Source organism: Ohessyouella blattaphilus (assembly GCF_024721265.1).
Classification (GTDB): domain Bacteria; phylum Bacillota; class Clostridia; order Lachnospirales; family Lachnospiraceae; genus Aequitasia; species Aequitasia blattaphilus_A.
The window spans coordinates 37,857-60,547 of record NZ_JAMXOC010000012.1; the positions used below are offsets into that span (position 1 = coordinate 37,857).

Annotated in this window: 24 protein-coding genes; 3 read left to right on the forward strand and 21 right to left on the reverse strand. The window is 43.4% G+C overall.

The window, feature by feature from the left end; all coding sequences use genetic code 11:
- The first annotated feature begins 10 nt into the window (after positions 1-10).
- A complete protein-coding gene (locus NHH16_RS08895; protein WP_262069246.1) occupies positions 11-1,492 on the forward strand; it encodes a tagaturonate reductase in 1,482 nt (493 codons plus the stop codon).
- 217 nt (positions 1,493-1,709) lie between these two features.
- Here the strand turns inward: NHH16_RS08895 and NHH16_RS08900 are convergent, their stop codons facing one another.
- Positions 1,710-2,513: a gluconate 5-dehydrogenase gene (locus NHH16_RS08900; protein ID WP_262069247.1), complete on the reverse strand. Its 804-nt coding sequence runs from the start codon at positions 2,511-2,513 to the stop codon at positions 1,710-1,712.
- 67 nt (positions 2,514-2,580) lie between these two features.
- Between NHH16_RS08900 and NHH16_RS08905 the strand changes: the two genes are divergently transcribed.
- Positions 2,581-3,459 carry a helix-turn-helix domain-containing protein gene (locus tag NHH16_RS08905; protein WP_262069248.1) on the forward strand — a complete coding sequence of 293 codons (879 nt, stop codon included), beginning with the start codon at positions 2,581-2,583 and terminating at the stop codon, positions 3,457-3,459.
- Positions 3,460-3,469: 10 nt separating this feature from the next.
- Here NHH16_RS08905 and NHH16_RS08910 read toward each other — a convergent pair whose 3' ends face one another.
- The 14 genes from NHH16_RS08910 to NHH16_RS08975 form a co-directional block, all read right to left on the reverse strand.
- Positions 3,470-4,300, reverse strand: a complete 831-nt coding sequence (locus NHH16_RS08910; protein ID WP_262069249.1) for a sugar phosphate isomerase/epimerase family protein — start codon at positions 4,298-4,300, stop codon at positions 3,470-3,472.
- On the reverse strand, positions 4,294-5,451 hold the full coding sequence (locus tag NHH16_RS08915) for a glycoside hydrolase family 88/105 protein (protein WP_262069250.1): 1,158 nt from the start codon (positions 5,449-5,451) through the stop codon (positions 4,294-4,296). The genes NHH16_RS08910 and NHH16_RS08915 overlap by 7 nt, the downstream gene beginning before the upstream one ends.
- Positions 5,435-6,982 (reverse strand): glycoside hydrolase family 28 protein, encoded by a 1,548-nt coding sequence (locus tag NHH16_RS08920; protein ID WP_262069251.1) that lies wholly within the window; start codon positions 6,980-6,982, stop codon positions 5,435-5,437. The genes NHH16_RS08915 and NHH16_RS08920 overlap by 17 nt, the downstream gene beginning before the upstream one ends.
- Before the next feature lie 24 nt (positions 6,983-7,006).
- Positions 7,007-7,459, reverse strand: a complete 453-nt coding sequence (locus NHH16_RS08925) for an RDD family protein (RefSeq protein WP_262069252.1) — start codon at positions 7,457-7,459, stop codon at positions 7,007-7,009.
- Positions 7,446-8,303 carry a carbohydrate ABC transporter permease gene (locus NHH16_RS08930; RefSeq protein WP_262069253.1) on the reverse strand — a complete coding sequence of 286 codons (858 nt, stop codon included), beginning with the start codon at positions 8,301-8,303 and terminating at the stop codon, positions 7,446-7,448. Before NHH16_RS08930 ends, NHH16_RS08925 begins: the two co-directional genes overlap by 14 nt.
- A 14-nt stretch (positions 8,304-8,317) precedes the next feature.
- Positions 8,318-9,211: a carbohydrate ABC transporter permease gene (locus tag NHH16_RS08935; protein ID WP_262069254.1), complete on the reverse strand. Its 894-nt coding sequence runs from the start codon at positions 9,209-9,211 to the stop codon at positions 8,318-8,320.
- Entirely contained in the window at positions 9,204-10,529 is a 1,326-nt protein-coding gene (locus tag NHH16_RS08940; RefSeq protein ID WP_262069255.1) for an ABC transporter substrate-binding protein, read from the reverse strand. The genes NHH16_RS08935 and NHH16_RS08940 overlap by 8 nt, the downstream gene beginning before the upstream one ends.
- A 331-nt stretch (positions 10,530-10,860) precedes the next feature.
- Entirely contained in the window at positions 10,861-11,016 is a 156-nt protein-coding gene (locus NHH16_RS08945) for a hypothetical protein (RefSeq protein WP_262069256.1), read from the reverse strand.
- A gap of 130 nt (positions 11,017-11,146) precedes the next feature.
- Complete coding sequence (locus tag NHH16_RS08950; protein ID WP_262069257.1) at positions 11,147-11,443, reverse strand: HIRAN domain-containing protein; 297 nt, start codon at positions 11,441-11,443, stop codon at positions 11,147-11,149.
- 17 nt (positions 11,444-11,460) lie between these two features.
- On the reverse strand, positions 11,461-12,072 hold the full coding sequence (locus NHH16_RS08955) for a hypothetical protein (protein ID WP_262069258.1): 612 nt from the start codon (positions 12,070-12,072) through the stop codon (positions 11,461-11,463).
- A 175-nt stretch (positions 12,073-12,247) separates the two neighbouring features.
- Positions 12,248-13,261 (reverse strand): SIS domain-containing protein, encoded by a 1,014-nt coding sequence (locus NHH16_RS08960; RefSeq protein WP_262069259.1) that lies wholly within the window; start codon positions 13,259-13,261, stop codon positions 12,248-12,250.
- A 16-nt stretch (positions 13,262-13,277) separates the two neighbouring features.
- Positions 13,278-14,063 carry a fructoselysine 6-kinase gene (gene frlD, locus NHH16_RS08965; RefSeq protein WP_262069260.1) on the reverse strand — a complete coding sequence of 262 codons (786 nt, stop codon included), beginning with the start codon at positions 14,061-14,063 and terminating at the stop codon, positions 13,278-13,280.
- A 76-nt stretch (positions 14,064-14,139) separates the two neighbouring features.
- Positions 14,140-15,495: an amino acid permease gene (locus NHH16_RS08970; protein WP_262069261.1), complete on the reverse strand. Its 1,356-nt coding sequence runs from the start codon at positions 15,493-15,495 to the stop codon at positions 14,140-14,142.
- Positions 15,492-16,139: a GDSL-type esterase/lipase family protein gene (locus NHH16_RS08975; RefSeq protein WP_262069262.1), complete on the reverse strand. Its 648-nt coding sequence runs from the start codon at positions 16,137-16,139 to the stop codon at positions 15,492-15,494. Before NHH16_RS08975 ends, NHH16_RS08970 begins: the two co-directional genes overlap by 4 nt.
- A gap of 241 nt (positions 16,140-16,380) precedes the next feature.
- Between NHH16_RS08975 and NHH16_RS08980 the strand changes: the two genes are divergently transcribed.
- Positions 16,381-17,925: an amidohydrolase gene (locus NHH16_RS08980; RefSeq protein WP_262069263.1), complete on the forward strand. Its 1,545-nt coding sequence runs from the start codon at positions 16,381-16,383 to the stop codon at positions 17,923-17,925.
- A 64-nt stretch (positions 17,926-17,989) separates the two neighbouring features.
- Here the strand turns inward: NHH16_RS08980 and NHH16_RS08985 are convergent, their stop codons facing one another.
- The 6 genes from NHH16_RS08985 to frlC all read right to left on the reverse strand — a co-directional run bounded on the left by NHH16_RS08985 (position 17,990) and on the right by frlC (position 22,674).
- Positions 17,990-18,736, reverse strand: a complete 747-nt coding sequence (locus NHH16_RS08985; RefSeq protein WP_262069264.1) for a GntR family transcriptional regulator — start codon at positions 18,734-18,736, stop codon at positions 17,990-17,992.
- Between the two features lie 14 nt (positions 18,737-18,750).
- Entirely contained in the window at positions 18,751-19,485 is a 735-nt protein-coding gene (locus NHH16_RS08990; RefSeq protein ID WP_262069265.1) for a GntR family transcriptional regulator, read from the reverse strand.
- Positions 19,486-19,627: 142 nt separating this feature from the next.
- Positions 19,628-20,467 carry a sugar phosphate isomerase/epimerase family protein gene (locus NHH16_RS08995; protein WP_262069266.1) on the reverse strand — a complete coding sequence of 280 codons (840 nt, stop codon included), beginning with the start codon at positions 20,465-20,467 and terminating at the stop codon, positions 19,628-19,630.
- Positions 20,468-20,534: 67 nt separating this feature from the next.
- A complete protein-coding gene (locus NHH16_RS09000; RefSeq protein ID WP_262069267.1) occupies positions 20,535-20,963 on the reverse strand; it encodes a secondary thiamine-phosphate synthase enzyme YjbQ in 429 nt (142 codons plus the stop codon).
- Positions 20,964-20,974: 11 nt separating this feature from the next.
- Positions 20,975-21,817, reverse strand: coding sequence for an amidohydrolase family protein (locus NHH16_RS09005; protein WP_262069268.1), 843 nt, complete (start codon positions 21,815-21,817; stop codon positions 20,975-20,977).
- A 26-nt stretch (positions 21,818-21,843) separates the two neighbouring features.
- A complete protein-coding gene (gene frlC, locus NHH16_RS09010; protein WP_262069269.1) occupies positions 21,844-22,674 on the reverse strand; it encodes a fructoselysine 3-epimerase in 831 nt (276 codons plus the stop codon).
- Between the last annotated feature and the right edge of the window lie 17 nt (positions 22,675-22,691).

Consider the following 22,691-nt stretch of genomic DNA (forward strand, 5'->3'; position numbering starts at 1 on the left):
GAAAAACAGTATGAAAAAATTAAGTTACCAAACCCTAAACGAAATGTCTTATGACGGCTATTTACTAAAGGAAGCCCCAGAGCGAATCCTTCAATTTGGCGAAGGCAATTTTATGAGAGCCTTTGTGGATTACTTCTTCGACATGATGAACGAAAAAGTAGATTTTCGCTCAAAAGTAGTGCTTGTGCAGCCAATCGCTCCTGGACTGGCCGATATGATTAACGAGCAAGAAGGCCTCTATACTCTATATCTAAGAGGCTATCAGGACGGCCAGAAGGTAAACGACAAGCGGATTATCTCCTGTGTCAGTCGCTGCCTAAATCCCTATAACGACTACGAAGAAGTCCTAGCTTGTGCGGATAATCCGGACCTGCGCTTCATTACCTGCAATACCACCGAAGCAGGGATTGCTTATGATCCTAACTGCCGCTTTGAGGATGTACCTGCTAGTAGCTTCCCAGGAAAGCTGACCCAGTTTATGTACCGGCGCTTTCAAAAATTCGGAAGTGAAAAGGGCAAAGGCTTTGTTATCCTGGCCTGCGAATTAATCGATAACAACGGCAATGAATTAGAAAAATGCGTACTAAATTATGCTAAGCAGTGGGATCTAGGCGAAGATTTTGCCAACTGGCTCAAAGAGGAAAACATCTTCTGCTCCACCTTGGTGGACCGTATTGTAACGGGCTATCCTCGTAATGAAATTGAGGAAATAAACGCCCAGAACAGTTACGTAGATAACCTAGTTAATACCGCCGAAGTCTTCGGCTTCTGGGTAATTGAAGGACCCGAGAGCCTGAAAAAGGAATTACCCTTTGAAGAAGCCGGACTCCCTGTCCTCATTACCGCTGATCATAAGCCCTATAAGCAAAGAAAGGTTCGCATCCTTAACGGAGCCCATACCGCTTTCGTCCTTGGCGCTTACCTATCCGGTCAGAATATCGTTCGCGATTGCATGGACGACGAAGTGATTAACGGCTTTATGAATAAGGCCATCTACGACGAGATCATTCCTACGCTGACACTACCAGAAGCCGAGCTTAAAGAATTTGCCGCCTCGGTAACCGAACGCTTTAAAAATCCTTTTATCGATCATGCCCTGCTTGACATCTCCCTAAACTCTACCTCCAAATGGCGTGCCCGGGTTATGCCCTCTGTGAAAGGCTACCTAGAAAAGAACCAAGTCTTGCCAGCGTGTCTGACCGCCTCGTTTGCGTTCTACATCACCTTTTATCGCGGCTACGCCCTGAGGGATAACGTAATGCTAGCCAAACGTGGCTCTTCTGATTACCCGGTTAAAGACGATTTAGAAGTCCTTAACTTCTACCTCGCTCACCAAGGCGATGACGCCAAGACACTCGCCAAAGCTGTCTGTGAAAACACTGCCTTCTGGGGTGAGGATTTGACGAAGCTGCCACAGTTCGTGGACGCCGTCGCTACCTACCTAGAAGAAATCGAGAAAAACGGTACCTACGAAGTGATGAAGTGTTTATAACTATTCAGGACAGCAGTCCATTAGCGAAATCAACTGGGCAAGCTTGCTTGCTATAAGTTGTATCGCTAATGGACTATTGGGCTTAAAGCCCATCAACCTCAGACAAGAGCTGCTTTAGCAGCGAAGAGTCTACGAAGTAGACGTGTCTGGGGTCTGTCCTGAAATAGTAAAAACGAGAGAGCTGCCGCAGCAGCTCTCTCGCTTTTTATTTGCTTTTCTAACTTGGTTGTTTTCCAATATAAGCTAGGATTCCCCCATCTACGTATAAGATGTGACCGTTCACAAAATCCGAAGCGTCAGAGGCTAAGAATACTGCCGGTCCCACAAAGTCCGCCGGTTCTCCCCAGCGAGCCATCGGGGTTTTCGCCACGATAAACTGATCGAAAGGATGACGGCTTCCATCGGCTTGAGGTTCTCTAAGAGGTGCCGTTTGGGGCGTAGCGATGTAGCCTGGCCCTAGGCCATTACACTGGATATTGTACTGGCCGTATTCAGAAGCGATGTTCTTCGTGAGCATCTTTAGACCACCTTTGGCAGCCGCATAAGCAGACACGGTCTCCCGTCCTAGTTCACTCATCATTGAGCAGATATTGATGATTTTACCGCCACCGTTTTTAATCATTCCCGGGATAACCGCTTTGGCAACGATAAAGGGTGCTACCAGGTCAATGTCTACCACTTCCCGGAACGCTTCCGTCTCCATCTCCAGCATCGGGATACGCTTGATAATACCGGCGTTATTGATCAAAATATCGATCTTTCCGTATTGCTCCTCAATTTCGGCCACCATCTTCTTTACTTCCTCTTCCCGGGTCACGTCACAGATGAAGCCTAAGGCCTTAATCCCTTGGGCCTCATAATCAGCTAGGCCTCGCTCTAGATTCTTCTGTGACCGAACGTTAAAGACGATTTTAGCGCCAGCAGCCGCTAGGCCTGCGGCCATGCTAAAACCAATACCATAAGCGCCACCGGTTACCAGTGCTACCTTTCCCTCCAGGGAAAATAAGTTTTCATTTATCATTGTCCTTCTCCTTTTATTTTATTATACTTAAGTTAGTAAACGTTAACCCCTTAGAAGGAGCCTCTTTATGCAAATACTCGACTCATGCAAAACCGCAATTACCAATGCCATCGATGGCAAAAGTTTTGCCATTGCCCATTTATATAAAGATGAGACGCCCATGAGCATTCATATTCACGACTGCTATGAGATCTATTACTCCATTAGCGGCGGCGAGCAGTTTCTTATCGACGACAGATTCTACGATTTCGCTCCCGGGGATATCTTCTTTATCAATCAATACGAAAGTCACTATCTCTCGAAAATAGTGCCCCATTGTCACGAACGGATTATCATCAGTATTTCGCCCGACTTCCTTACTCGTTACAGTACGCCCCAGACGGATCTGAATCAATGCTTCACCTTTCGAGATCCCCTACTGGGCCACCGGCTATCTTTAAACGCCGAAGAGCAGAAATACTTTACCTTTTTCTACAATAAGCTTCGAGACAACGAAGGCTATGGTTCGGATATCGTCGATACCGCCACCTTCTTAGAATTTATGACCTTTTTAAACAAGGCTTATTTGTCTCGTAGCAAATCCTCCCGGGAAGCTAAGTCCCCAGAGCAGAGCACCCAGCTTGCTAGCAACCATGCTCAGACAGACCGCATTCTCTCTTATATTAACGAGAATATCGAGAACGAATTGACCATCGATTCCATCGCCAAAGAGTTTGCCCTAAGCGCCTCTTACCTGTGTCGTATTTTCAAAAACGATACCGGAACCACTATAAATAAGTACATCACGGCCAAGCGCATCACCTACGCCAAGAACTTACTGGCTGAAGGGATGACCGCTCAGGAAGCCTGTACCCTGTCCGGTTTTAACGACTATAGCAACTTTTATAAGGCTTTCACGAAAGCGGTTGGTATCTCCCCTCGTAAGTACGGGCGCTACCGCAACTAAGCTACCGTAACTAAGTTTCCGTAAAAAGTCGTTTCATCAAAGCGATGTCCGCCTGGTCACTGGCTCTTAAAGAGTTCTCACGCAGAAGCGGTAGGTCAAGCTTCTGGTCTTTCACCCAAGCGCCGATGGTGGTAAAGTCGATAACCCCCTCTTGAAGGGGCACCATCTGCTTCTCGCCGTCCTTTACTACAAAGTTCTTCACGTGAAGGGCCACTACCTGTTCGCCTAAAAGCGCCAGCGCCTGCTGGAAAATCTCTTCCTGCCGGTCTACTTGCTCCGCCAAAATAAGATTCGCCGGGTCTAAAATCACCCGTACCTTTTTAGACTGCACTTCATCAAGCAACCGTCTCGTAATCTCAGGATCATTCATCGTGTGCTCAGCCACCGGTTCTAAACCAATATAGACCTCTTCTTTTTCGGCCACTTCGGCTATCCTTTTCACGCTGTCTTTTAAATTCCGATACGCCGCCTCACGCTGCTGATTATCCGGCATGGGAAAATGGGTCGTCTCCGTACCCACAATTTTCGTACCAAGGGCTTTGGCGTAGCGCAAATACTGGCAAAAAGTCTCTACATTTTTAAGTCTCGCCTGACGATCGCTAAGAGACGGCTCAATATAACACCCTAACACGCTAACTGGTAGAGCCGCCTTCTCAAGGTCCGCGCGAATCGCCTCTATATGTCTCGGCGATACGCTATGAATATCCTTGATTTCCGGCAGGGCTTTTGCCGGGGCTAGCTGAATCGTCTCGTAACCACAGCGTTTAATAAGGGCTAGCTTTTCGCCAAAGGAAAGCTCTTCCTGATTACCAAAATCATGGGTTCTTGCACCAATTAACATCGCTTATCTTCTTCCTTTCTTAGGTATTCCGAGTAGGCAAAGATAAGGGGTGCCACCCCTTTTGCATCATTATCTACAATGGGCTCCGAGACGTAGTACTCATAAGAGCCGTCGCGCACCTTGTAGTCACCTTTTCCAGGCATACCACCAAGCCCGGCAATCAGACAGATATCTTTCAGCACAAAGACCCCGTCTTCCTTTAGGAGCTTATACTGGGCCACGCTGTTTAAAATACGACAGCCGTAGTCATAGTAATGAGCCGGTAAGAACTGAAGCCGCGCCCCCTTCATTAGCGAATAGGCGATGGCACACGTGCCACTGGTCTCCAGACAATTGCCAGGGCGTTCCCCTTGGTCCGTTACCTGATGGAACATTCCTGTGGCCGGGTCAGCAAACCTCAGCAAAGCATCTAACACCTCTTTTAAATATCCCTGTAAGACTTCATACTCATAGAAAAACTGCTCGTCTAAAACTTCAAGCGTATCCACTAGGGCCATCGTATACCAGCCCAGCGACCGGGTCCAAAAGTTCTTAGAACACCCGGATTCATTACACGACCAAAAGCAGTCCCTAGTCTCGTCATAGCCGTGATATAAAAGCTTTGTCTTCGTATCCCGCATCAGCAGATACACCTGTTCAAACTGATGAAAAACGTCCTTATAGTTTTTGTTATTGTTAAACTTCGCCTCATAAGTCAGATAAAAGGGTTGAACCATATAAAGACCGTCAAGCCAGATTTGGTGGGGGTAGATCTTCTTATGCCAAAAGTTTCCGGATTCTGTCCGAGGCTGAATGGTTATCTGCTGATAAAGGGTATCTAGCGCCTGCTTGTACTTCGTTTTTCCCGTTAGTTCATACAACCGGAAAAGTACCTTCCCTTCGTTGATGTTATCGCAGTTAAGGTCTTCCATATGATAGCCTAGGATGGTGCCGCCCTCATCGATATAAAAATCGATAAACTCATCTAAAAAGCGTAGATACTCTTCCTTCTTCGTGGTCTCGTACATATCAAGGATCGCCTTCGCCATACAACCATCGATATAGTTCCACTTAGGGGAATTGCCTTCAAGTATCGCCTCCTTATTCCATATCGGCTTGGCCGGTGTGGACCGTTCTATTAAGGACTCAAAAAATTCATTTATCGCCTTCACACTTTCCCTCCTCTCCGATCATACTTACGTAACTGCCGCTGTATTCATTGTTTTCTATGCTTAAATTCTCCGTATTCCAGATATAGATACCCAGATCTTTGATCATGGCAAAGTCCTCGAGCATCTCTGGAACTTCCGCGACCCGTTGTTCGCTAAAAGAAAAGCGACTATTCTCAATTCTTACATTCTCGATCTTGCTTTCCGGTAGTCCGTACATGAAGATGCCGCAACCGCGAATATCGGTCAGTTCTACGTCCTCAATCAGGATATCCCTGATTACCGGCGTATACTTATCCTTCGGCGCTGCCTCCCGGGACTGTACATACTCGCTTTTTCCGTCTGGGTCACAGTTATAAAACATATTGATGGCAATCCCGTGCTTTACCTCTTTCATATAGAGCTTTGAAAGCATCACATTTTCCACCAGGGAACCACTCCCGCGGCCCCGTCTGGTCTTGATGCGAATCCCTCTATCTGTCCCTTCCATAAAGCACTGAGAGACCTGCATCCTTCTGGCGCCGCAGCTAATCTCTGAGCCTAAGGCTATCCCGCCGTGACCACTGCCCATATAACAATTAGAAATCTGAATATCTTCACAGGGCTGATAATCAAACTGACTCATAAAATACTTCCCTGACTTAATCGCAATACAGTCATCGCCTACGTCAAAGCGACACCCGGCAATGATAACTCGCTGGCAGCTCTCAGGATTAATCCCGTCCGTATTGGGAGAGTTTTTATCGCTTTGGAGAAACAAGTTATAAATCTCCACCTGCTCACAGTAAAAAGGATGGATGTTCCAAGACGCCGAATTTTTACTAGTAAAGCCCATAAGGGTAATATTCTTACATTTATTGAGGAAAATATTTTTCGGACGATAGGCCACCTTTTTCACCTTCGGGTTCTGCCACCAGTCTCCTTCAAGGCCATTGCCATCGATCACGCCGTCACCGAAGATCTCCACATTCTCCACCTCAAATCCCAGGAGCACACTGCTGTAGGTATCGAGAGGATTGCCCTCCCAGGAAGCACCGACGGTAGCCTTCTCGTAATTGTAGTTCTTCTGGAAGCCCTTTAGCACGGCTAGCGAGGATCGCTCCGTATTCTGCTTAATCACACATCCTGCTTCTAAATAAAGGGAGACGTCTGATTTAAGCAAAATTTGGTCCACCAGATACGTGCCTTTCGGAAAGCGAACAATAGCTCCTTTCGGAGCCAGATAAATCGCCGCGTTAATGCCACTAGTAGCGTTTGCTACGCCGTCGCCACTAGCATTGTACTGGGTAATATCGATGACGTAGTCGGCGCTTCTCGTCTTCACTTCCAGCTGATAATTAACCGTTTTCGTTTCTAGCCTAAGTTGGTAGCTCGTATCAGGCTTTAGGCCAAAGACTGAGATTATATTCTCCCGGTACGTGCCCCACAATTTTTCATCTATATATAAATCATACGCTGCTTCGGCATAGTAGGGCGTGTCGTAATTAAGCTTTAAGACGAAGCCGAAAGGGGTATTTTTAATAATCGTTAACATATAACTCCTTATAGTCAGAATCCCCTAAGCCCTTTGCTTAGAGGAAACTACGCGTGTATGGGTTGCTTCCTCATGCCCTCCTGGTTTCCCAAGGAAAAGAGGGATGCAGATAAAGAAGCAGCTCATTAGTTTGCATAAAATTTCTCTTTGGACGATGACGGCAATCGGTACTGCCTCGTCCTTACTGTCAGTCGTAATAATCTTTAAAGAAAAGAAGGCCTTTCCTAGGGTCTGACCATTTTTCATAAAGGGATACTGAAGTAAGTAGTAGACAAAGATGTAAAGCAAGATAGCCGCAATAACCGCTGCGTAGGCATTTCCTACTAGCTTCACTAAAAAAGGAGTGACGTAAGCAAACGTTACGAACAAAAGTAACACTCCAACCACCAAATCAATCAGCTGTGCTAATACTCTTCTTACGTACATCATCGCTTTGTCACTCCATTTCTTAAAAACAAAGGTTTTACTCTTTTCCACCAGTACTTGCTACACCATCGACAAAATATCTTGACCCGGCAAAGAAAAGGGCAATCATTGGCAATAGGGCTAAGCACGAGGCCGCAAATATCTTGCCGTAGACGATCATCGTATCGCCGTCAAGCTGTTGCTTTAAAATCATCGATAGCACCGTCTTGTCCGGTGAGTTTAAATAAATCAAAGGGCCTTGGAAGTCATTCATACCCCACATAAAGCAAAGCAGTCCTACCGTAATAATGATCGGCTTGATAACCGGCACAATGATTTTGGAGAGAATCTGTAAGTCGTTACAGCCATCAATTACCGCTGCCTCATCTAGCTGTCTCGGAATCGTTCGCATAAACTGAATAATCATGAAGATGAAGAACGAGGATGAGGCGAAAATATCCTGAATGAAAAGACTGGCAAACGTATCTAGCAAACCGACCTGACGGTATAATAAGTAGAGAGGGATACGAAACGCTAACTCTGGCATGAGCAAGGTTACGATAACCGCGGTAAAGACAAACTTCTTGCCTTTAAAATTCTTTCTCGCGATTACGTACGCCGTCAAGGTACAGGAAATAACGGTAAAAAATGTTTTTGGCACAAGGAACTTTAAAGTATTGCCAAAGTAGAACCAAATGGTGTGATCACTTGAGATATTCCAGGCGCTCTTAATGTTTTCTAGCGTTCCTCGACCACTGGCGGGAAGCGGATTAAAGGTGCCAAAAATATCGATATTGTCCTTAAAGGAAGAACCAATCATCCAGATGAGAGGATAGATTAGGATTACTCCCACGATAATTAACAAGGTGTAACGGATAATTGAATTGATGATTTTGCTTCTTTTTGTTAACTCCATGTTCTTCCTCCCCTCTAGTCGTTATAGTATACGTAATTATCTGAAGTCTTAAAGATAATGATGGTAAAGATACCGATGATTGCTAGAAGCACCCATGTCAGCGCACTGGCATACCCGTAATTTCCCTTTTGGAATGCCTCTTCATAGATGTAGAGGTTTAGGAAATATGTGGTCTTATTCGGTCCACCCTTCGTAATCAAGTAAGCCGAGTTGAACTCTTGGAAGGCCTTAACCAGAACGTTAATCGCATTAAAGAGAATAACCGGCGTAATAATCGGTACGGTAATACTAAATAGCTGTCTAATCTTCGACGCGCCGTCTAGAGAAGCTGCCTCGTAAAGAGATTTGGATACCCCTTGAAGCGCCGACAAGAAGATTAACATGGTGGAACCAAACTGCCACGCCTTTAAAATAATCAGCGTAAAGATGGCAAAATTCGCATCCTTTGTCCAGTTAATGGCCACCTCGCCATTCGTGAACACACTTAAGACCGTATTGATGGGACCATTCACATCAAATAGCATGGTCCACAGAATGGATACGGCCACATTCCCTCCGAGAATAGAAGGAATGTAGTATGCCGTCCGGAAAAAGTTAACCCCTTTAAGTTTGAAGTTCAGGATAAAAGCAACGAAGAACGCAACAATTACGACTACAGGAGTACCAATTAGTACGTACTTAAGGGTTGCCACGAGAGATGTCCTGAATATTTCATCTTTAGTAAAAATCTCTATGTAGTTTTCTAGTCCAATAAATTCTGGATCACCTAAGATCGGATACTCCTGGAGGCTGTAGAAAAAGGAAACCACAATCGGATACACCTTAAAAATCACAAAGCCAATCATCCAAGGAAGTAACATCAAATAGGGAACATAATTGATTTTCTTCTTCGTCTTTTCTTTAGTCATATAATTTGTCCAACTCTTCCTGTTGATCTGCTATATATTTGGCTGCTGCATCTTGAGAATTATACTTGCCACTTCTAAGACCTTCAATGACAATATATCTCGTTCCGCGAACATTTTCATCCTCAAAGTACGGATCCATGATCGTTTGGTCGTAAGAGTTTAGAAGTTCGTAAGCTTCTGCCACTTTACCGGTAATCATACCTTCCGCTTCTTGAATTTCATTCGTCACTTTGTTACTAGAGATTCCTAGAGAAGTTCCTAGCGTTTTAACGGCTTCTTCATTGGTAAACATGAAGTTTACGAAATCAGCTGCCACATCTGGGTACTTGCTGTTTTTAGAAACGGCGTAACCAAGATTGGGTTTTACGTATACCGTTGGCTCTGTACCGTCTTCGGTAATATATGGTTTTACCACTAGCTCGTCGTCATGTCCGCCACCTTTATAAGAACCTGTGTACTTATTAAGCGTACCTGCCCATTCGTATACAGCACCTGCTCTACCACTTGTCCATACTGGGTTTGATTCGTTTTGAATCGGATCATCTTGCTCAAACTTTGGCAATGCTCCTGCATCTTCAAGAGCTAAATATTGATCAAAGACCGCTGCTACGTCTTTCTCGCTATAATTCACTTTACCATCGCTCTGCATCACCTTGCCCGTAGCGTTATATAGCATCTGCGCAATATAAAGATCGGTACACTCTTTCCCCACATTGATACTTACGTATTTGTTGTCCGCACCTGTAGCCGTATTACCTGCACCAATTACCGCTGCGGCGGCGATCATCTCGTCGTATGTGGTCGGATACTCGATTCCTGCTTCGTCGAAAATGGTACTGTTAACTACCTGCACGCGACCGTTCATACCGTGAGGAACCGCTGCTTGCTCGCCGTCTACTTCCATCGCTTTTAGGTAATCGCTATCCCAGTTGCTAAGTTCTAGATAATCGGAAAGCTCGTTTAAATCATAGAATACGTTGGAACCTTTACCAAAGGAATGTACCCAGTTGTAGTTAACCTGCATAACGTCCGCTTCTGTTTTTCCTGAAAGCTGGGTAAGCATCTTGGTTTGCCAACCATCCCAAGCACCGTAGACAACCTCAACCGTTACATTAGGATTCTCAGCTTCATATAGCTTAACAACCTCCTGCATAGCTGTATGACGGTCGTCCGAACCCCACCATGAAAAAGAAATGGTTACTTCTTCATCGGCGCCGGTTTCCTTTACTTCTTCCTTCTTACTACCACATCCTGTCAAGGCTGCACCTAATACCATTACTGAAACTAATAAGCCTGCTATCACTCTTCTTTTCATCATGTCCTCCTCTTCCTTATGCTTATCTTCCATTTGCAAGTTTTTAAAATTGTAAGCGCTTTCACTTCATGCTTTTATATTATCTAAGATGATTCGATAATGCAATCGCTATTTTCCATGAAACTACAGTAACTTTTTTGGTAAATATCTATATAAGATTGTTTTTTTTGAACACTACCTTGATTTTTTGAGCCTAGGCTTCGTCAAATTGCAAAACACTACACCTGTTTCCCTTTATGAATTTCTCAAAATGTAATCGCTTACAGTAGTAATAAAAAGGAAGTTTTAAATGCTTAAAAAGCACCGACATTTCTGCCGGTGCTTTTTAATTCTACTATAAATTATAGCCCCTTTGGATATCTGCAAACACTTCACTTGCCGGCCTTGTCCTACCAGCTTTTAGATCTGCATAGCCCTTCTCCAATTCCATATTTAACTGTTCTTCCGTTAAAGAGCTTATATCCAGTATCTTATCCTTAGACTTTTCCAATACACATATCACCCCTTCATATATAAATTAATTCTCTTCAATATCCTTTGAAACCACTTTATTCCTACCTGTCTCTTTTGCTTCATATAAGTATGAATCCGCTCTAACAAGCGCCGTATCTACTATTCACCTACTCCTCATCAAGATAGCAGATAACACCCCGAGGCAAAATATACAGAATAGTTCCTATAGCGGTATCGTCCATTTTTTCATAAAGGCGACCCGCACTCATGCTTTCACCTTGAACTGTATAGGGGCTATTGGCAACGTAACCCACTACGCCAAGCCCCTCCATCTCCACCTTAATCGCTTCCATGTCATAATCATTATCAGGCTCCTTCGTAAGCTTAACCTTCATATCTCGTTCTAGGAATTCCTGACCGTAATAGTGATTTAATCCGGTAATTGTAAAATACTTTCTTTCCATCTTTGTTTCCTCCTTCTTTAACAAAATGATAGTTTCTTATACTCGGGATTCTCTTCTTCTAGTGTTTTAAAAAGAGAATCGATTCTCCGACACTGCCGCCGCCATTGCACCTTAGTTTCACGCCGACGATACCTCTCATTGGAGAACTTCATGATTTTTTCGCCTCTTTCTACTGCTGCCCGGTACTTATCATGCTCGTAGATATAATGAAGCGCCGACGCAATTCCTGAGGCGTACATCTTATCTTTCTGACGATGATAAATTTCATATTGTGGCTGGGTAAAATCTAGCGGCTTATCCGTTCTACTGCGGTGATAAATGGCTATCTTGTCTTCCCGGCGAACGTAGACCAACTTCCAACAGCCAACCTCGCTTTTCACAAACAAGCTTCCTTCAATGTAATTAAACTCCAACTTCTTCTCCCGGTAGAGGGCAAGGCTCTTACGTTCGGTCGCGTAATGATGATTCATGCTATTGCAGCATTTGCAGAGGCGATACCCCATATCCTCTGCTGCCTGCTTCGAAAGATGCATCCGGTTTTTTCTTTTGATGCGGAGCACGTATCTACAGCCCTGCTTATGGTAGATTAATGAATTGGTTCCCAAGCTAACAATTCTCTCATTCCTCATAGGCGCCTTCCTTTCTAGCTAGTCTAAGTTGCTAAGTGATTGGATAACTTTATTCTGCAATGTTTCATGTCCCATAATACGGACTTCGATTTTTGCACGCGTGCATAAAGGCAACCCACCCGTTATACCAAAAAAAGACGCCGTACCGGCGTCTTTTTTCTTTTTTTACACACTTCTAATAATCAAATTGTCGATAATACCGTCTTATCTGTAATGGATGGCACAACTCTTTCTCCATATGCACATCGATGCGATTGGTCACCCCGTGGGTAACTAGGTGAGAAATACTTCCGCGGAATTTTCCACTTATACCTTTTAACTCATAATCCTTCGAGTCAATAATTACATAGTTACGGCACACTTTAGGCAGAAAGTTAGCCACTCGCTCAGCCGTTACTCTCTGCTCGTCTTCACCCACAAAAAGAATCACCGGTGTTTCCGCTTCAATTACTTCTAACATTCCATGAAAGAATTCAGGTGCAGAAATCGACTTTGTCCGAATCCACATTTGCTCTTCCCAGTAACACATAGCGTACGAATAAGTTGACCCCAGTTGATTGCCCGCTCCCACAAAATAGTGAGGCATGTCAGGGTTCTTCTTTATAAATTCATATTTCGCCGCTGCAAATTCCTTAGCAAAATCATCTGCCTTTATCTCAACATCTACCAGGGCTTCAGCCAAGTGCGCTTCCATCTCCTGATTGTATTGATCATAATCAGAAAATTCGCCATTATTAAACATAAGTCTATTAGCAACCATATAGAACTTTAATTGCTCATTTTCCGGATAGATTACACAATAATCCGACATCTCTTCTAGTGCAGTTCCTTTAATATCAATAAAGGCAAGTACTCTAGCTCCGAGTTCTTTAACAACCTTAATTGCCTCTACCATTTCCTGAGTGGTTCCCGTAACAGAAGAAAAAATCACCACCGACTTACTTGTAATTCTTTTATTTCCAGTAGTTAAATACTCTGCTGCATTTTCTACAAATACTGGGAGCGAGCTTTTGCCACGCATATACACTTCTACCTGCATACTTGAAGCCCACGTTCCACCAATACCCATAAAATAGACAGCATCAAAACCTTCATTCTGAATCTCATCTACAATTTTTTCAATTTCCGGCCTAAGAGCTAACGCCCCTTTAACACTACTTAATTTCTTTTCTTTATCAAATTTCAACATTTATGCTCTTCCCTCCTTACCAAGCGCCTTGATACTGGATTGTCTCCGTTGCGTTTCTAGCGCCCATTTCCATACATTTCAAAATTTCTTGCTTCTCTAAAGCGCCCTTTAAAAAACCAGCGATATAGCTGTCACCAGCGCCCATTGTATCTACAACATCTGTTGCGATTATACCATATTTATAAAATTCTTTACCATCATACACAAGACTACCTTCTTCGCCTAGCGTAACAATAACGTACTTTGGCCCCTCTTTATGGTAAGCGCGCATTTGCGCCCGCAGCTCCTCAGTATCGCCATCATCCGTAGCATAGAAGAAATAATCCGTATTCTTAATAGCAATTTTCGGCGCTTCATCCTCTGGTCTCGTTGCTGCATCAAAAGCCGTCAAAACACCACGAGCCTGAATCTCTTCAAAATACTGTTCCGAATTTCCCCACAGACCAGAAACTACCATATCATGATCACATAAGAAATCAATACCCTCTTTATCCAGGGAAAATTCCGATAAAACCCCTTCATCATAGTCACCGAATACTCTATCACCCTCAACTAACTCCACTTGAGTAATCGCTGTTTTTCCCTCGAGCTTACGCAGATGGGAAACATCGACACCTTTCGCCTTAATCCCGTCTATCATCTCTTGCCCATATCCATCCGTTCCCACTACTCCCGTATAAGAGGCTTCGCCGCCCAAGCGTACAAAATACACCGCTACATTAACTGGATTGCCACCCGGATAGGCTTTATCAAGAGCGGCATAATAATCCATGCAATTATCTCCAACAGTTGCTAACTTCATCTTTACCTCCACAGTCATTTCGGCTAGAGCTAAAAGAAGCCCCAGCCGAATTAGATTTTCTAAACGCTGCTAACCATTAACTACTCTTCATTGCATCTCGTTTATTTTTACTTTCCCAAATATAATACACCGGTAATCCTGTACCAACTGCAATAACCGCACTGATAAGCCCTGGAATCGGCGCCCAAAGGAAGGTTGAATAAATCAAAGTTCCCGTCATAATCATTGCTATTAAAACCATTAGCAGTCTTGCCGGCATTTTATAAGTTGGTTTGTAGTGGGCCTTATTCTTCAATACTAAAATTGTCCCAAAAGTCAAGAAATTCTTAAGCAAGGCTACTAAGGTAAAGTATCCTAATAAATCCGCCAGATTTGTGGCAAAGATTAATACAATCGCCACCGCACACTGAATGATAATTGAAAAATAAGGTGTTTCAAACTTGGGATGTACTTTTGCAAAAGATTTAAAGAACAGACCATCCTTTGCCATTGCATATTCAATTCTCGGTTGGAACATGATACAGCTTGATAGCGAACCAATTACCACAATAATTGCCATGACTGCTACAATCGTACCAGCCGCACCGCCAATAACCGGTATCTTTGATGCAAGAAGCGCAATCGGTGCTTCCGAACTAGATAATTCTCCCACTGAAAGCAAGCCAGAAGCAACCACTGTTAGAGCAACATAAAGACCTAATACGATAACTGCTGTTAAAATAAGACCTTTTGGTAGGTTTTTCTCAGGATTCTTAATTTCACCTGACATATAACACGGAGCTGCCATACCATCAAAAGACCAGGTTGTCGCTGAAACACCCGCTAACAAGGCTAGAATGCCTGTTGCACTTGCTCCCGCTAGCGGAGCTGTTGACATAAATAACTCGCCTTTAATAAAGAACAGACCTACGCCAATAATTAATACAAAAGGAATAACCTTCAAAGCCGTAATAAAGGTTTGAAACTTTCCGCCGCCTTCTACCGAGCGTAAGTGGACACACATAAACACTAGCACAAAGGCTACCGCCACAAGCTTAGCTGAAAGACCACCAATCGGTAAGAAAAACGCCAGATAATTTGCAATCGCTAATGCCATAATCGAAATTGACGGTGGATCCGTTGCCCAAAAGCTTACCCAACCGCATAAAAACGCTAAAGGTCTAGATCCCGCCTCCTTAAAATATATATATTGCCCGCCATCTTCAGGGAACGCACTAGCAAGCTCTGCATAGCAGAAGTTTGCCGGAATCTGCACCAAGCCACCAATTAAAAATGCCAAAATAAGAAACAAGCTGCTGCCTGCCGCTGCTGATACCTCACTTAGGGATGAAAATATTCCCGACCCTACTGTTGTTCCTACGCCCAGAGCGATAACCGCACTAAGACCTAATTTCCTGCCTAATTCCACAGGTTGATTTTTTTGATTACTCATTCTTCTCTCTCCTTCATCTTTTTTATAACCGCGGCTAATGCCGTGCCTATCCTTTTATGACCCTCCAAGTCCAAGTGTATTCCATCACTACCTAATTCACGAACCACCTCACCAGCATCAAAGAACACACACTTATATTTCTTAGACAATTCAAGGTAGTGCCTTGCTAACTCTTGACTTTTTACTACCGATTCCTGATCAAACATGGAATCCTCAACTTTTCCCAGCGGAACTGGTGCCGCAAGAATAACCTTCGTTCTTTGCTCTGTATTCCTAATAATATCCAGCGCCCTAACTAGCATCTCTTCCATTCCATAACTAATCACGGTCGCATTCACCATAAAGCGAATCTTAGTGTCGTTTGTTCCAAGCATAATTATCAAGAAATCCAAAGGTGCATGAGATAACAAGATTGGTAAAACCTGCTCGATTCCGCAGCGCTGGGGTTCTATTAAATCCGCAAACACCGTCGTACGCCCATTAAGACCTTCTTCTACTACTCGATATTCCTCACCGAGTGTCGCTTGCAAAATCCCAGGATATCGTTCATCTTCGAGATAACGCTCTCCCGAGCCCGGAATATAGCCCCAAGTATTGGAATCGCCAAAACAAAGCACTCTCTTCTTTTTCATTTTATTCTTCATAATTCAAATACTCCTATCACCTCCAGCTTTCTTGCATCACTCGTACATGTTAGCATTGTTTTAATACCAATTTAAGTATATGTAAGTACGGCTTTTATGTCAAGTATCTATATTTCATAATTTAATCACCGCTGTTTTGTGCATATTTTAGCAATCTTGTCCTTGCGCACCTGTTCAAGCTGTGTTAATTTAGAGTAAATTGGTTTGTTTTAACACATCACTTATTCAGAGGAGGTATTACATGTTTTCACAGTTTCCAAACTATCTTATCAAATCCGACAACCTATTTACCGGTTTAGAATCAGACCCGATGTCTGGCGTCATCGCCATCACCGACAATATCATAAGCGGCATTTATGCTAATGAAGAAGCCGCCCCCCAAGGACCGGATACTCAGGTGATCAATGCCACCGGAAAGACGGTTGCCCCAGCCAACACCGATGTTCACACCTTCTTTACCGGTTACCTATTAACCACTTTCGGCCTTGACCTAGGCAATCAGGGCACAAAGCAGGAAGTTTTAGCCGCCTTATCAAACTATACCAATCAGAATCCTGATATCAGCTTAATCATCGCTCAAAATCTAGACGTTAATTTAAGACTTTCCGCCAGTGATCTAGATAATATCTGTCAAGATCGCCCCCTTGTGGCCTTTCACCCTTATAACGAACAGTGTTGCCTAAATAGCAAAGCAAAGGAAACTTATGATTTCGACCAAGACAATTGCTATAGCGAAGCCATGTGGAAGCTCTTACGAAACCTTCTGGCCGAAAAAGAATTAGCAAGAGAAGCTTTTATCAATTACATGTTCATGCTAAACCAAAGAGGCGTAACCTCCGTCAAGGAGATGGGGTTTGATGATTTCTATGGTTTTACCCAAGTATTAGAAGACCTAGAAGAAAGCAATCAATTAACCTTACGGGTTCACTTTATGAGCCAGCCAGTTGGCGCCCCTCTTAACCTTACCTACGCCAAGAGCATGAAAGATAAATTCCACAGTAACTTCCTATCTTTCTCCGGTTTCAACCAAATGACCGACGGCTCAATCAGCCAATACGAAGGCGACTTAAAACACCCCTACAAGGATCAAAGCTTTACCTGCAAGAAAGACATTGACTGGAGCGCCCTAGAAAAAGATACTTTGCTGGCTGACGAGGCGGGCTTTCGCTTTTCACTCCACGCTCAAGGAGACAATGCCATCAGCAAATGTTTATCCATTTTTGCCAAATGTCAAGTCGGGGATGATGGAAAGTTGATTAACAGACACGCCATTACCGACTTAGAGTATTCTGATGCAAACGACTTTGCACAAATGGCAAAGCTAGGCGTAGTTGCCGAAGTGTATCCCCAAATCATGTCTCTATATACCCGCGAAGAGAAACTAGAAACCATCGATAAGATGTTAGGCGCCGATAGAGGCAAAGATTACTGGAATCGCCGGGCAATGGCTGACTCTGGGGTAACCATCTCCTGCGGAACGGATTTGCCTCTGTTATTCCCTAGCTTACAAGAGTCTATCTATCACGCCTCTTACAACCTTTTCCCTGAAGGCGGCGCTTCATTTAACCAAGCAAATGGGCTGAGTATAGCAGAGGTAGTCAAGGCTTGGACATATGGCGGTCAGTACAATTTGGGAAGAGAAACCCTTCTCGGAACCCTAGAAGTCGGTAAATTAGCCGATCTAGTAATTTACAGCGACAACTTATTCGCTGTCTCTGCCGAACAAGTTCGCAGTGTAGAGGTTGAGAAAACCTTATTAGACGGCAAGATTGTTTACGAGAAATAAAAAGACGCAGCTAAAAAGGCTAGGAAACCCCAACGTTTCCTAGCCTTTACCTTTTGCTTATACGCTACTTAGAACTCTCAATATCATTGGCAAACTTAACCGTAAAGTTACATTTATCCCCTCTTGTATACGAACGGGAATACTCAATAACTCTTTCTTCTTCATCATAGGTCGTACAACAAAAAAGAAAAACCGGCTCATCCCTTCCCACATCAAGCAAACGAGCATCCGCCTTGCTTAACTGTATCAAATCTAAGGTCTGCCACGCCCTAATCGGCACAATATGATAAAACCCATAGATTTCATACATCCCGAATACGCCAATATCAATCTCTTCCAGATTTGGCACTAGATATTCCGGTATATAGACATCCTGAATAGCAATGGGATCACCATCACCATAGTCCAAACGCTTAACATGATAGATATAATCATCTGCCTTAATATTAAAAATACGAGCATACTTAAGTCCGGCCAGGCGCCTTTTCTTTAGTAATATCTTCTTTTTTGATTGCACATTTTGTTTATGCATAGTCTGGGTAAACCCGCCCAAATCTTCCAAATCCCGTTCAATCTGCGAGACCACATATACGCCTTTTCCCTGCACCCGAATCAAAAGACCTTCATTCACCAATTCATCAACTGCAATCCGCACCGTAGACCGATTCACTTCATACATTTGCATCAATTCGTGCTCAGACGGTATTGCTATTCCCCGTTGGTATTCTCCGTCTTCAATCTTGGAACGTATCAATTCACGCAGCTGCAAATATATCGGCGCACTGTAATCCACCTCTCCTTTATTTTGCACCAACTCCCCCTCCTTTACAAACGTCTTAGCTCACTACCAAAAGCAATCTGCTTTGAAAGCGTAATACTCTTAAAACACTCAAAAATCCGCTCTTTCTGGTCACGGGTAACACCGGATTGGCAAATCGCCGGCGTACCAACTTCCACATCTAAATACTTCGCCTCAAGCAGGTTGCACCGCGTTAACGATAACTTCTCTTCTCCTCTTGTCGCTTCGATTCCATAGCGCTTTTTCAGAACCTCGTATACAGAGCCTTCATTAAAATTGTACTCTTCTATGCCCGGAAGATAAGCCGCATTAAAATAAACCGTTTCATACAAGACCGGTACATCATCCAAATAGCGTAGCCGGCACAGCTTATAAAGCTTATGCCCTAGAACGACCTGAATCTTCTTACCTAGGTATTTACTCGCTTCGCAAAATCCACTTTCCAACACCTCGCTATCAATCTTCCGTCCTGCCTGCTTTACCAAACTATAAAAACCCTGGGAATCCTGCAGATTACGCACCAGCTTCTTCTGAGCAATATACGTACCCGACCCTGTTTTACTATACAAAATTCCCTCTTCTGTTAATTGCTTAATCGCTCCTCTAAGCGTCGTCCGATTATAATTCCACAAATCACAAAGCACACGCTCTGCCGGAATCCGCTCCCCTGGCATTAGCCCATGCTCAATAATGTAGTTCTCTATATTTTCCATCGCCTCTTCACGAGGCCGCAGATAAGTGTCCGTCATATTTTCACTCAATTCCTCTCCTTAGACTGATTCTCATTCTTACATTATATCAATCCAATAGAAGTGTCAATAAAAAGAAGCGTCAATAAAGAAGCGCCGCAACAAGCACCATTCTACCATGCACTCGTTACGGCCTCTTATTGTTAAGCTGATTCTACAGCCATTCTTTTTCCAACCAAGCAACCGACTTCTCAATCGAGCTATGAGGATCCAACCAATAAATGGAATCATTAATTTCCAAATCCACAATTCCTTGATAATCGTAATCTTCCAAGGTTTTCAAATAACTCTTCAAAGGTAACTCGCCATCTCCAAGAATGTAATGATAAGTATCCGAGAAGTGAATAAGCTTAATCTTCTCATTACCTAAAGCATCAAACCATTGGCTTAAGTTTTCGCCAGCAACCTCCATCGCCACTAGGTCAACACACACCTTCATCCTCCCCGAGTTTACTCCGTCCAAAACTCTTTGCAAGTCAGGCATTGCCAGCACTAAATTACTCTCATAAGGTTGTAGCTGTTCCAGAACAAGATCCACCTCATACTTTTCCGCTAGGTCTGCAATCCTTTTATATGAGTCAATTAAACGTTCAAAAGAAACGTCTCGCGGAACATCCCTTAAGCCGCATCCAGAGTTTAAAAAGACTTTATCCGTTCCTAGCACCTTGGCATCCTGCATTGCTAATTCAAAGAAATCTACCGTGCGCTTCCTGGTTTCTTTAGCTGGATCAGTAAAGCTATAAGGATAATTAAGAGTCTCCGGAGTATATACAGCTACCTTTTGATTGTTCTTGTCTAATAGCCCCCTTATTTCCTCCAGTTTTCTTCCTGCTCCCGCCTGGTCATAATCCAAGCGGTAATAATGAGGTAAGCCGCCCCAAAAATCCACCCATTTTATGCCACACTTAGCCATTGACTCCACATAGTATTCAAAAGAATACTGACAATATTGAACGCTCATTACCGCAAATCTATCTTTTGTTATCTTCGACATAAACTCCTCCTAATTCTAATACTCAAGTTATCGCTAATATCCTCTGCTTTGCAAAGGAAGACCGAATTCACTCTCCCATAATTTGAATTTTGATAGTTCTCTCAGCCGGCCCATCAAATTCACAGAAATAAACTTCTTGGGCCCCGCCTTTATCAAGCTCGCCATCTACAATAAGTAAATGACAATGATTGCCCACCACCAAAGATTTTAGGTGACCAGTCGGATTCCCGGCAGTAGACCCATAGTCGGCTAACATTCGGGCATGAGCATAAGGATGTTCTTCCGGCACCAATCTCTCTAGAAATTCGGTTATATCCCACTCTAAACACTCTAAAGCTTCATTAACCATAACTCCCGTTGTAGTATGCTTAGAAATAACCGTGACTTGTCCATTCTTTATTTTGCTTTTTGCTAGCGCTTTATGTACTTCATCAGTGATTACCACTAATTTATTGTATGTATCTGTCAAAATAGTAAATTCATAAACCTCTACCATCTCGTCTCCTCTCACTGAATAAAGTCAAGAGCATTCTGACCCTTTATTAAGTCTATGGTTTCTTCTCGCAGATTCAATTTTGTCAACGCTTCCGCCATTCTAATCTGTTCAAAACGAGGATTAGCGCTGGCAAACATTACCTGATGGCGTAAGCTTCGATCAATCCAAGTCACCGGAATGTCTCTCGTAAACACCTGGGTGAAAAATTCCCTGGCGTTGTCAAAATACAACGCCCCTGTGTCTGCGTATACATTTTTATATTTCTGTAATAGCATCGCCGTTTCTCTTACCCAAGGCCAACCAAACTGAGTTAAACAAATACGTAATTTAGGTCTCTTATACGCCAGTTCTTCAAATTCAAGAGGCGCTGAATACTTGGTTAACGTATTCGGCTCCCAGCTAAGTCCGCTATGGAAGACAATCGGCTTATTATACTTCTCGCACAAGTCATAAAGGGCTTTTAACCGGTCATCCAAAGGATACATCTGCAAGCGATTTAAATTAAGCTTTAGACCCTTAAGTCGCAGATCAGCAAAGGCTCTTTCCGCCTTTTCTAAACAATCATCCATTAATGGGTCGGCACTTGCGAACCCGATAAAGCGCTCCGGATAGTCATTAACCAACCTTGCCACTTCTTCATTTGTCACCAGAGGTACTCCTAAGATAGACGAATAGTCGTCCGGTAATAAGCACAACTTATCCAAGCCGGCACACGCCATTTGGTTAAAAATGTGCGTCATCTTGGCCGTACCATTCTTATGAATATTTAGCTCATCGTGACGCAAGCGCTCTTGCTTCACATCTTGATTAATCGGTTCGTAAAAGGCCGGACTAACATTCATATCAATAAACATCAAGCTTTCCTCATTTCATCTAGTTATTAGTATTCGGCATCTGCCATCATTTTCCTAACATTATCAATGGCTCTGCGGGCGTAGAAACGCGGTTCATTGATATACCCCAAAACCAGCTCAAGTGTTGCTGTACGATTATAGCCAACGTACTTCAAGTCTTTAATCAGCTCCGGCATAGGAATGCTTCCTTCTCCTGGCATAATATGATCATCCGTTCCTGATGTCCCGTCGATAATATGCATATGGTACATCTTATCCCCTAATAAATCCAGGTAATTCATAATACTTTCATTCTGAACGTAAGGCGGTACCAAGTCGCACATCGTCACCAAATACGGAGAATCGATTTTATCTAGCAGCTCTTTCGCATCCATAGCACTGCGGAAGACATTGCTTTCGTACGGGGTTAAGGTTTCAATCGTAATCTTAACACCAACCTTTTCTGCATGATCCACCAGCTCTTTCACCGTTTTTTCCATCCGCTCCCATACTTCTTTTCTAGAAACGTAATACCCTGCATGAGCCGGTGAAATAAGCATGTAGTCCGAACCCATCTCCTTTGCCATATCCAATGATAATTTAAGATATTCTACCGCATCTTCCCTCTGTCTCTCACTACCAATCATAAAATTGTAAGGATATGCATTATGCTCAGGTGTAAATCCTAACACTGGCATTTCATACTTATCAATCAAACGCTTAACATCTTCAATTTCACCAGCCTTTAAGTCTGGCGCAAAGGCATGAGGTCTTCCACCCCAAAGCTCGATGTAATCATACCCAAAGCGCTTTGCATCCTCAAAGCAGTGCTCCAAGGGATTTCTTTGATACCCTGATGTAAACATTCCTAATTTCATTTTGACACCTCCGTTTA

Bases quoted from the DNA above. Each gene is read 5' to 3' on its own strand.
- NHH16_RS08895 (WP_262069246.1), top strand. From the start codon at position 11: ATGAAAAAATTAAGTTACCAAACCCTAAACGAAATGTCTTATGACGGC.
- NHH16_RS08900 (WP_262069247.1), bottom strand. From the start codon at position 2,513: ATGATAAATGAAAACTTATTTTCCCTGGAGGGAAAGGTAGCACTGGTA.
- NHH16_RS08905 (WP_262069248.1), top strand. From the start codon at position 2,581: ATGCAAATACTCGACTCATGCAAAACCGCAATTACCAATGCCATCGAT.
- NHH16_RS08910 (WP_262069249.1), bottom strand. From the start codon at position 4,300: ATGTTAATTGGTGCAAGAACCCATGATTTTGGTAATCAGGAAGAGCTT.
- NHH16_RS08920 (WP_262069251.1), bottom strand. From the start codon at position 6,982: ATGTTAACGATTATTAAAAATACCCCTTTCGGCTTCGTCTTAAAGCTT.
- NHH16_RS08930 (WP_262069253.1), bottom strand. From the start codon at position 8,303: ATGGAGTTAACAAAAAGAAGCAAAATCATCAATTCAATTATCCGTTAC.
- NHH16_RS08935 (WP_262069254.1), bottom strand. From the start codon at position 9,211: ATGACTAAAGAAAAGACGAAGAAGAAAATCAATTATGTTCCCTATTTG.
- NHH16_RS08940 (WP_262069255.1), bottom strand. From the start codon at position 10,529: ATGATGAAAAGAAGAGTGATAGCAGGCTTATTAGTTTCAGTAATGGTA.
- NHH16_RS08950 (WP_262069257.1), bottom strand. From the start codon at position 11,443: ATGGAAAGAAAGTATTTTACAATTACCGGATTAAATCACTATTACGGT.
- NHH16_RS08955 (WP_262069258.1), bottom strand. From the start codon at position 12,072: ATGAGGAATGAGAGAATTGTTAGCTTGGGAACCAATTCATTAATCTAC.
- NHH16_RS08960 (WP_262069259.1), bottom strand. From the start codon at position 13,261: ATGTTGAAATTTGATAAAGAAAAGAAATTAAGTAGTGTTAAAGGGGCG.
- frlD (WP_262069260.1), bottom strand. From the start codon at position 14,063: ATGAAGTTAGCAACTGTTGGAGATAATTGCATGGATTATTATGCCGCT.
- NHH16_RS08970 (WP_262069261.1), bottom strand. From the start codon at position 15,495: ATGAGTAATCAAAAAAATCAACCTGTGGAATTAGGCAGGAAATTAGGT.
- NHH16_RS08975 (WP_262069262.1), bottom strand. From the start codon at position 16,139: ATGAAGAATAAAATGAAAAAGAAGAGAGTGCTTTGTTTTGGCGATTCC.
- NHH16_RS08980 (WP_262069263.1), top strand. From the start codon at position 16,381: ATGTTTTCACAGTTTCCAAACTATCTTATCAAATCCGACAACCTATTT.
- NHH16_RS08995 (WP_262069266.1), bottom strand. From the start codon at position 20,467: ATGTCGAAGATAACAAAAGATAGATTTGCGGTAATGAGCGTTCAATAT.
- NHH16_RS09000 (WP_262069267.1), bottom strand. From the start codon at position 20,963: ATGGTAGAGGTTTATGAATTTACTATTTTGACAGATACATACAATAAA.
- NHH16_RS09005 (WP_262069268.1), bottom strand. From the start codon at position 21,817: ATGTTTATTGATATGAATGTTAGTCCGGCCTTTTACGAACCGATTAAT.
- frlC (WP_262069269.1), bottom strand. From the start codon at position 22,674: ATGAAATTAGGAATGTTTACATCAGGGTATCAAAGAAATCCCTTGGAG.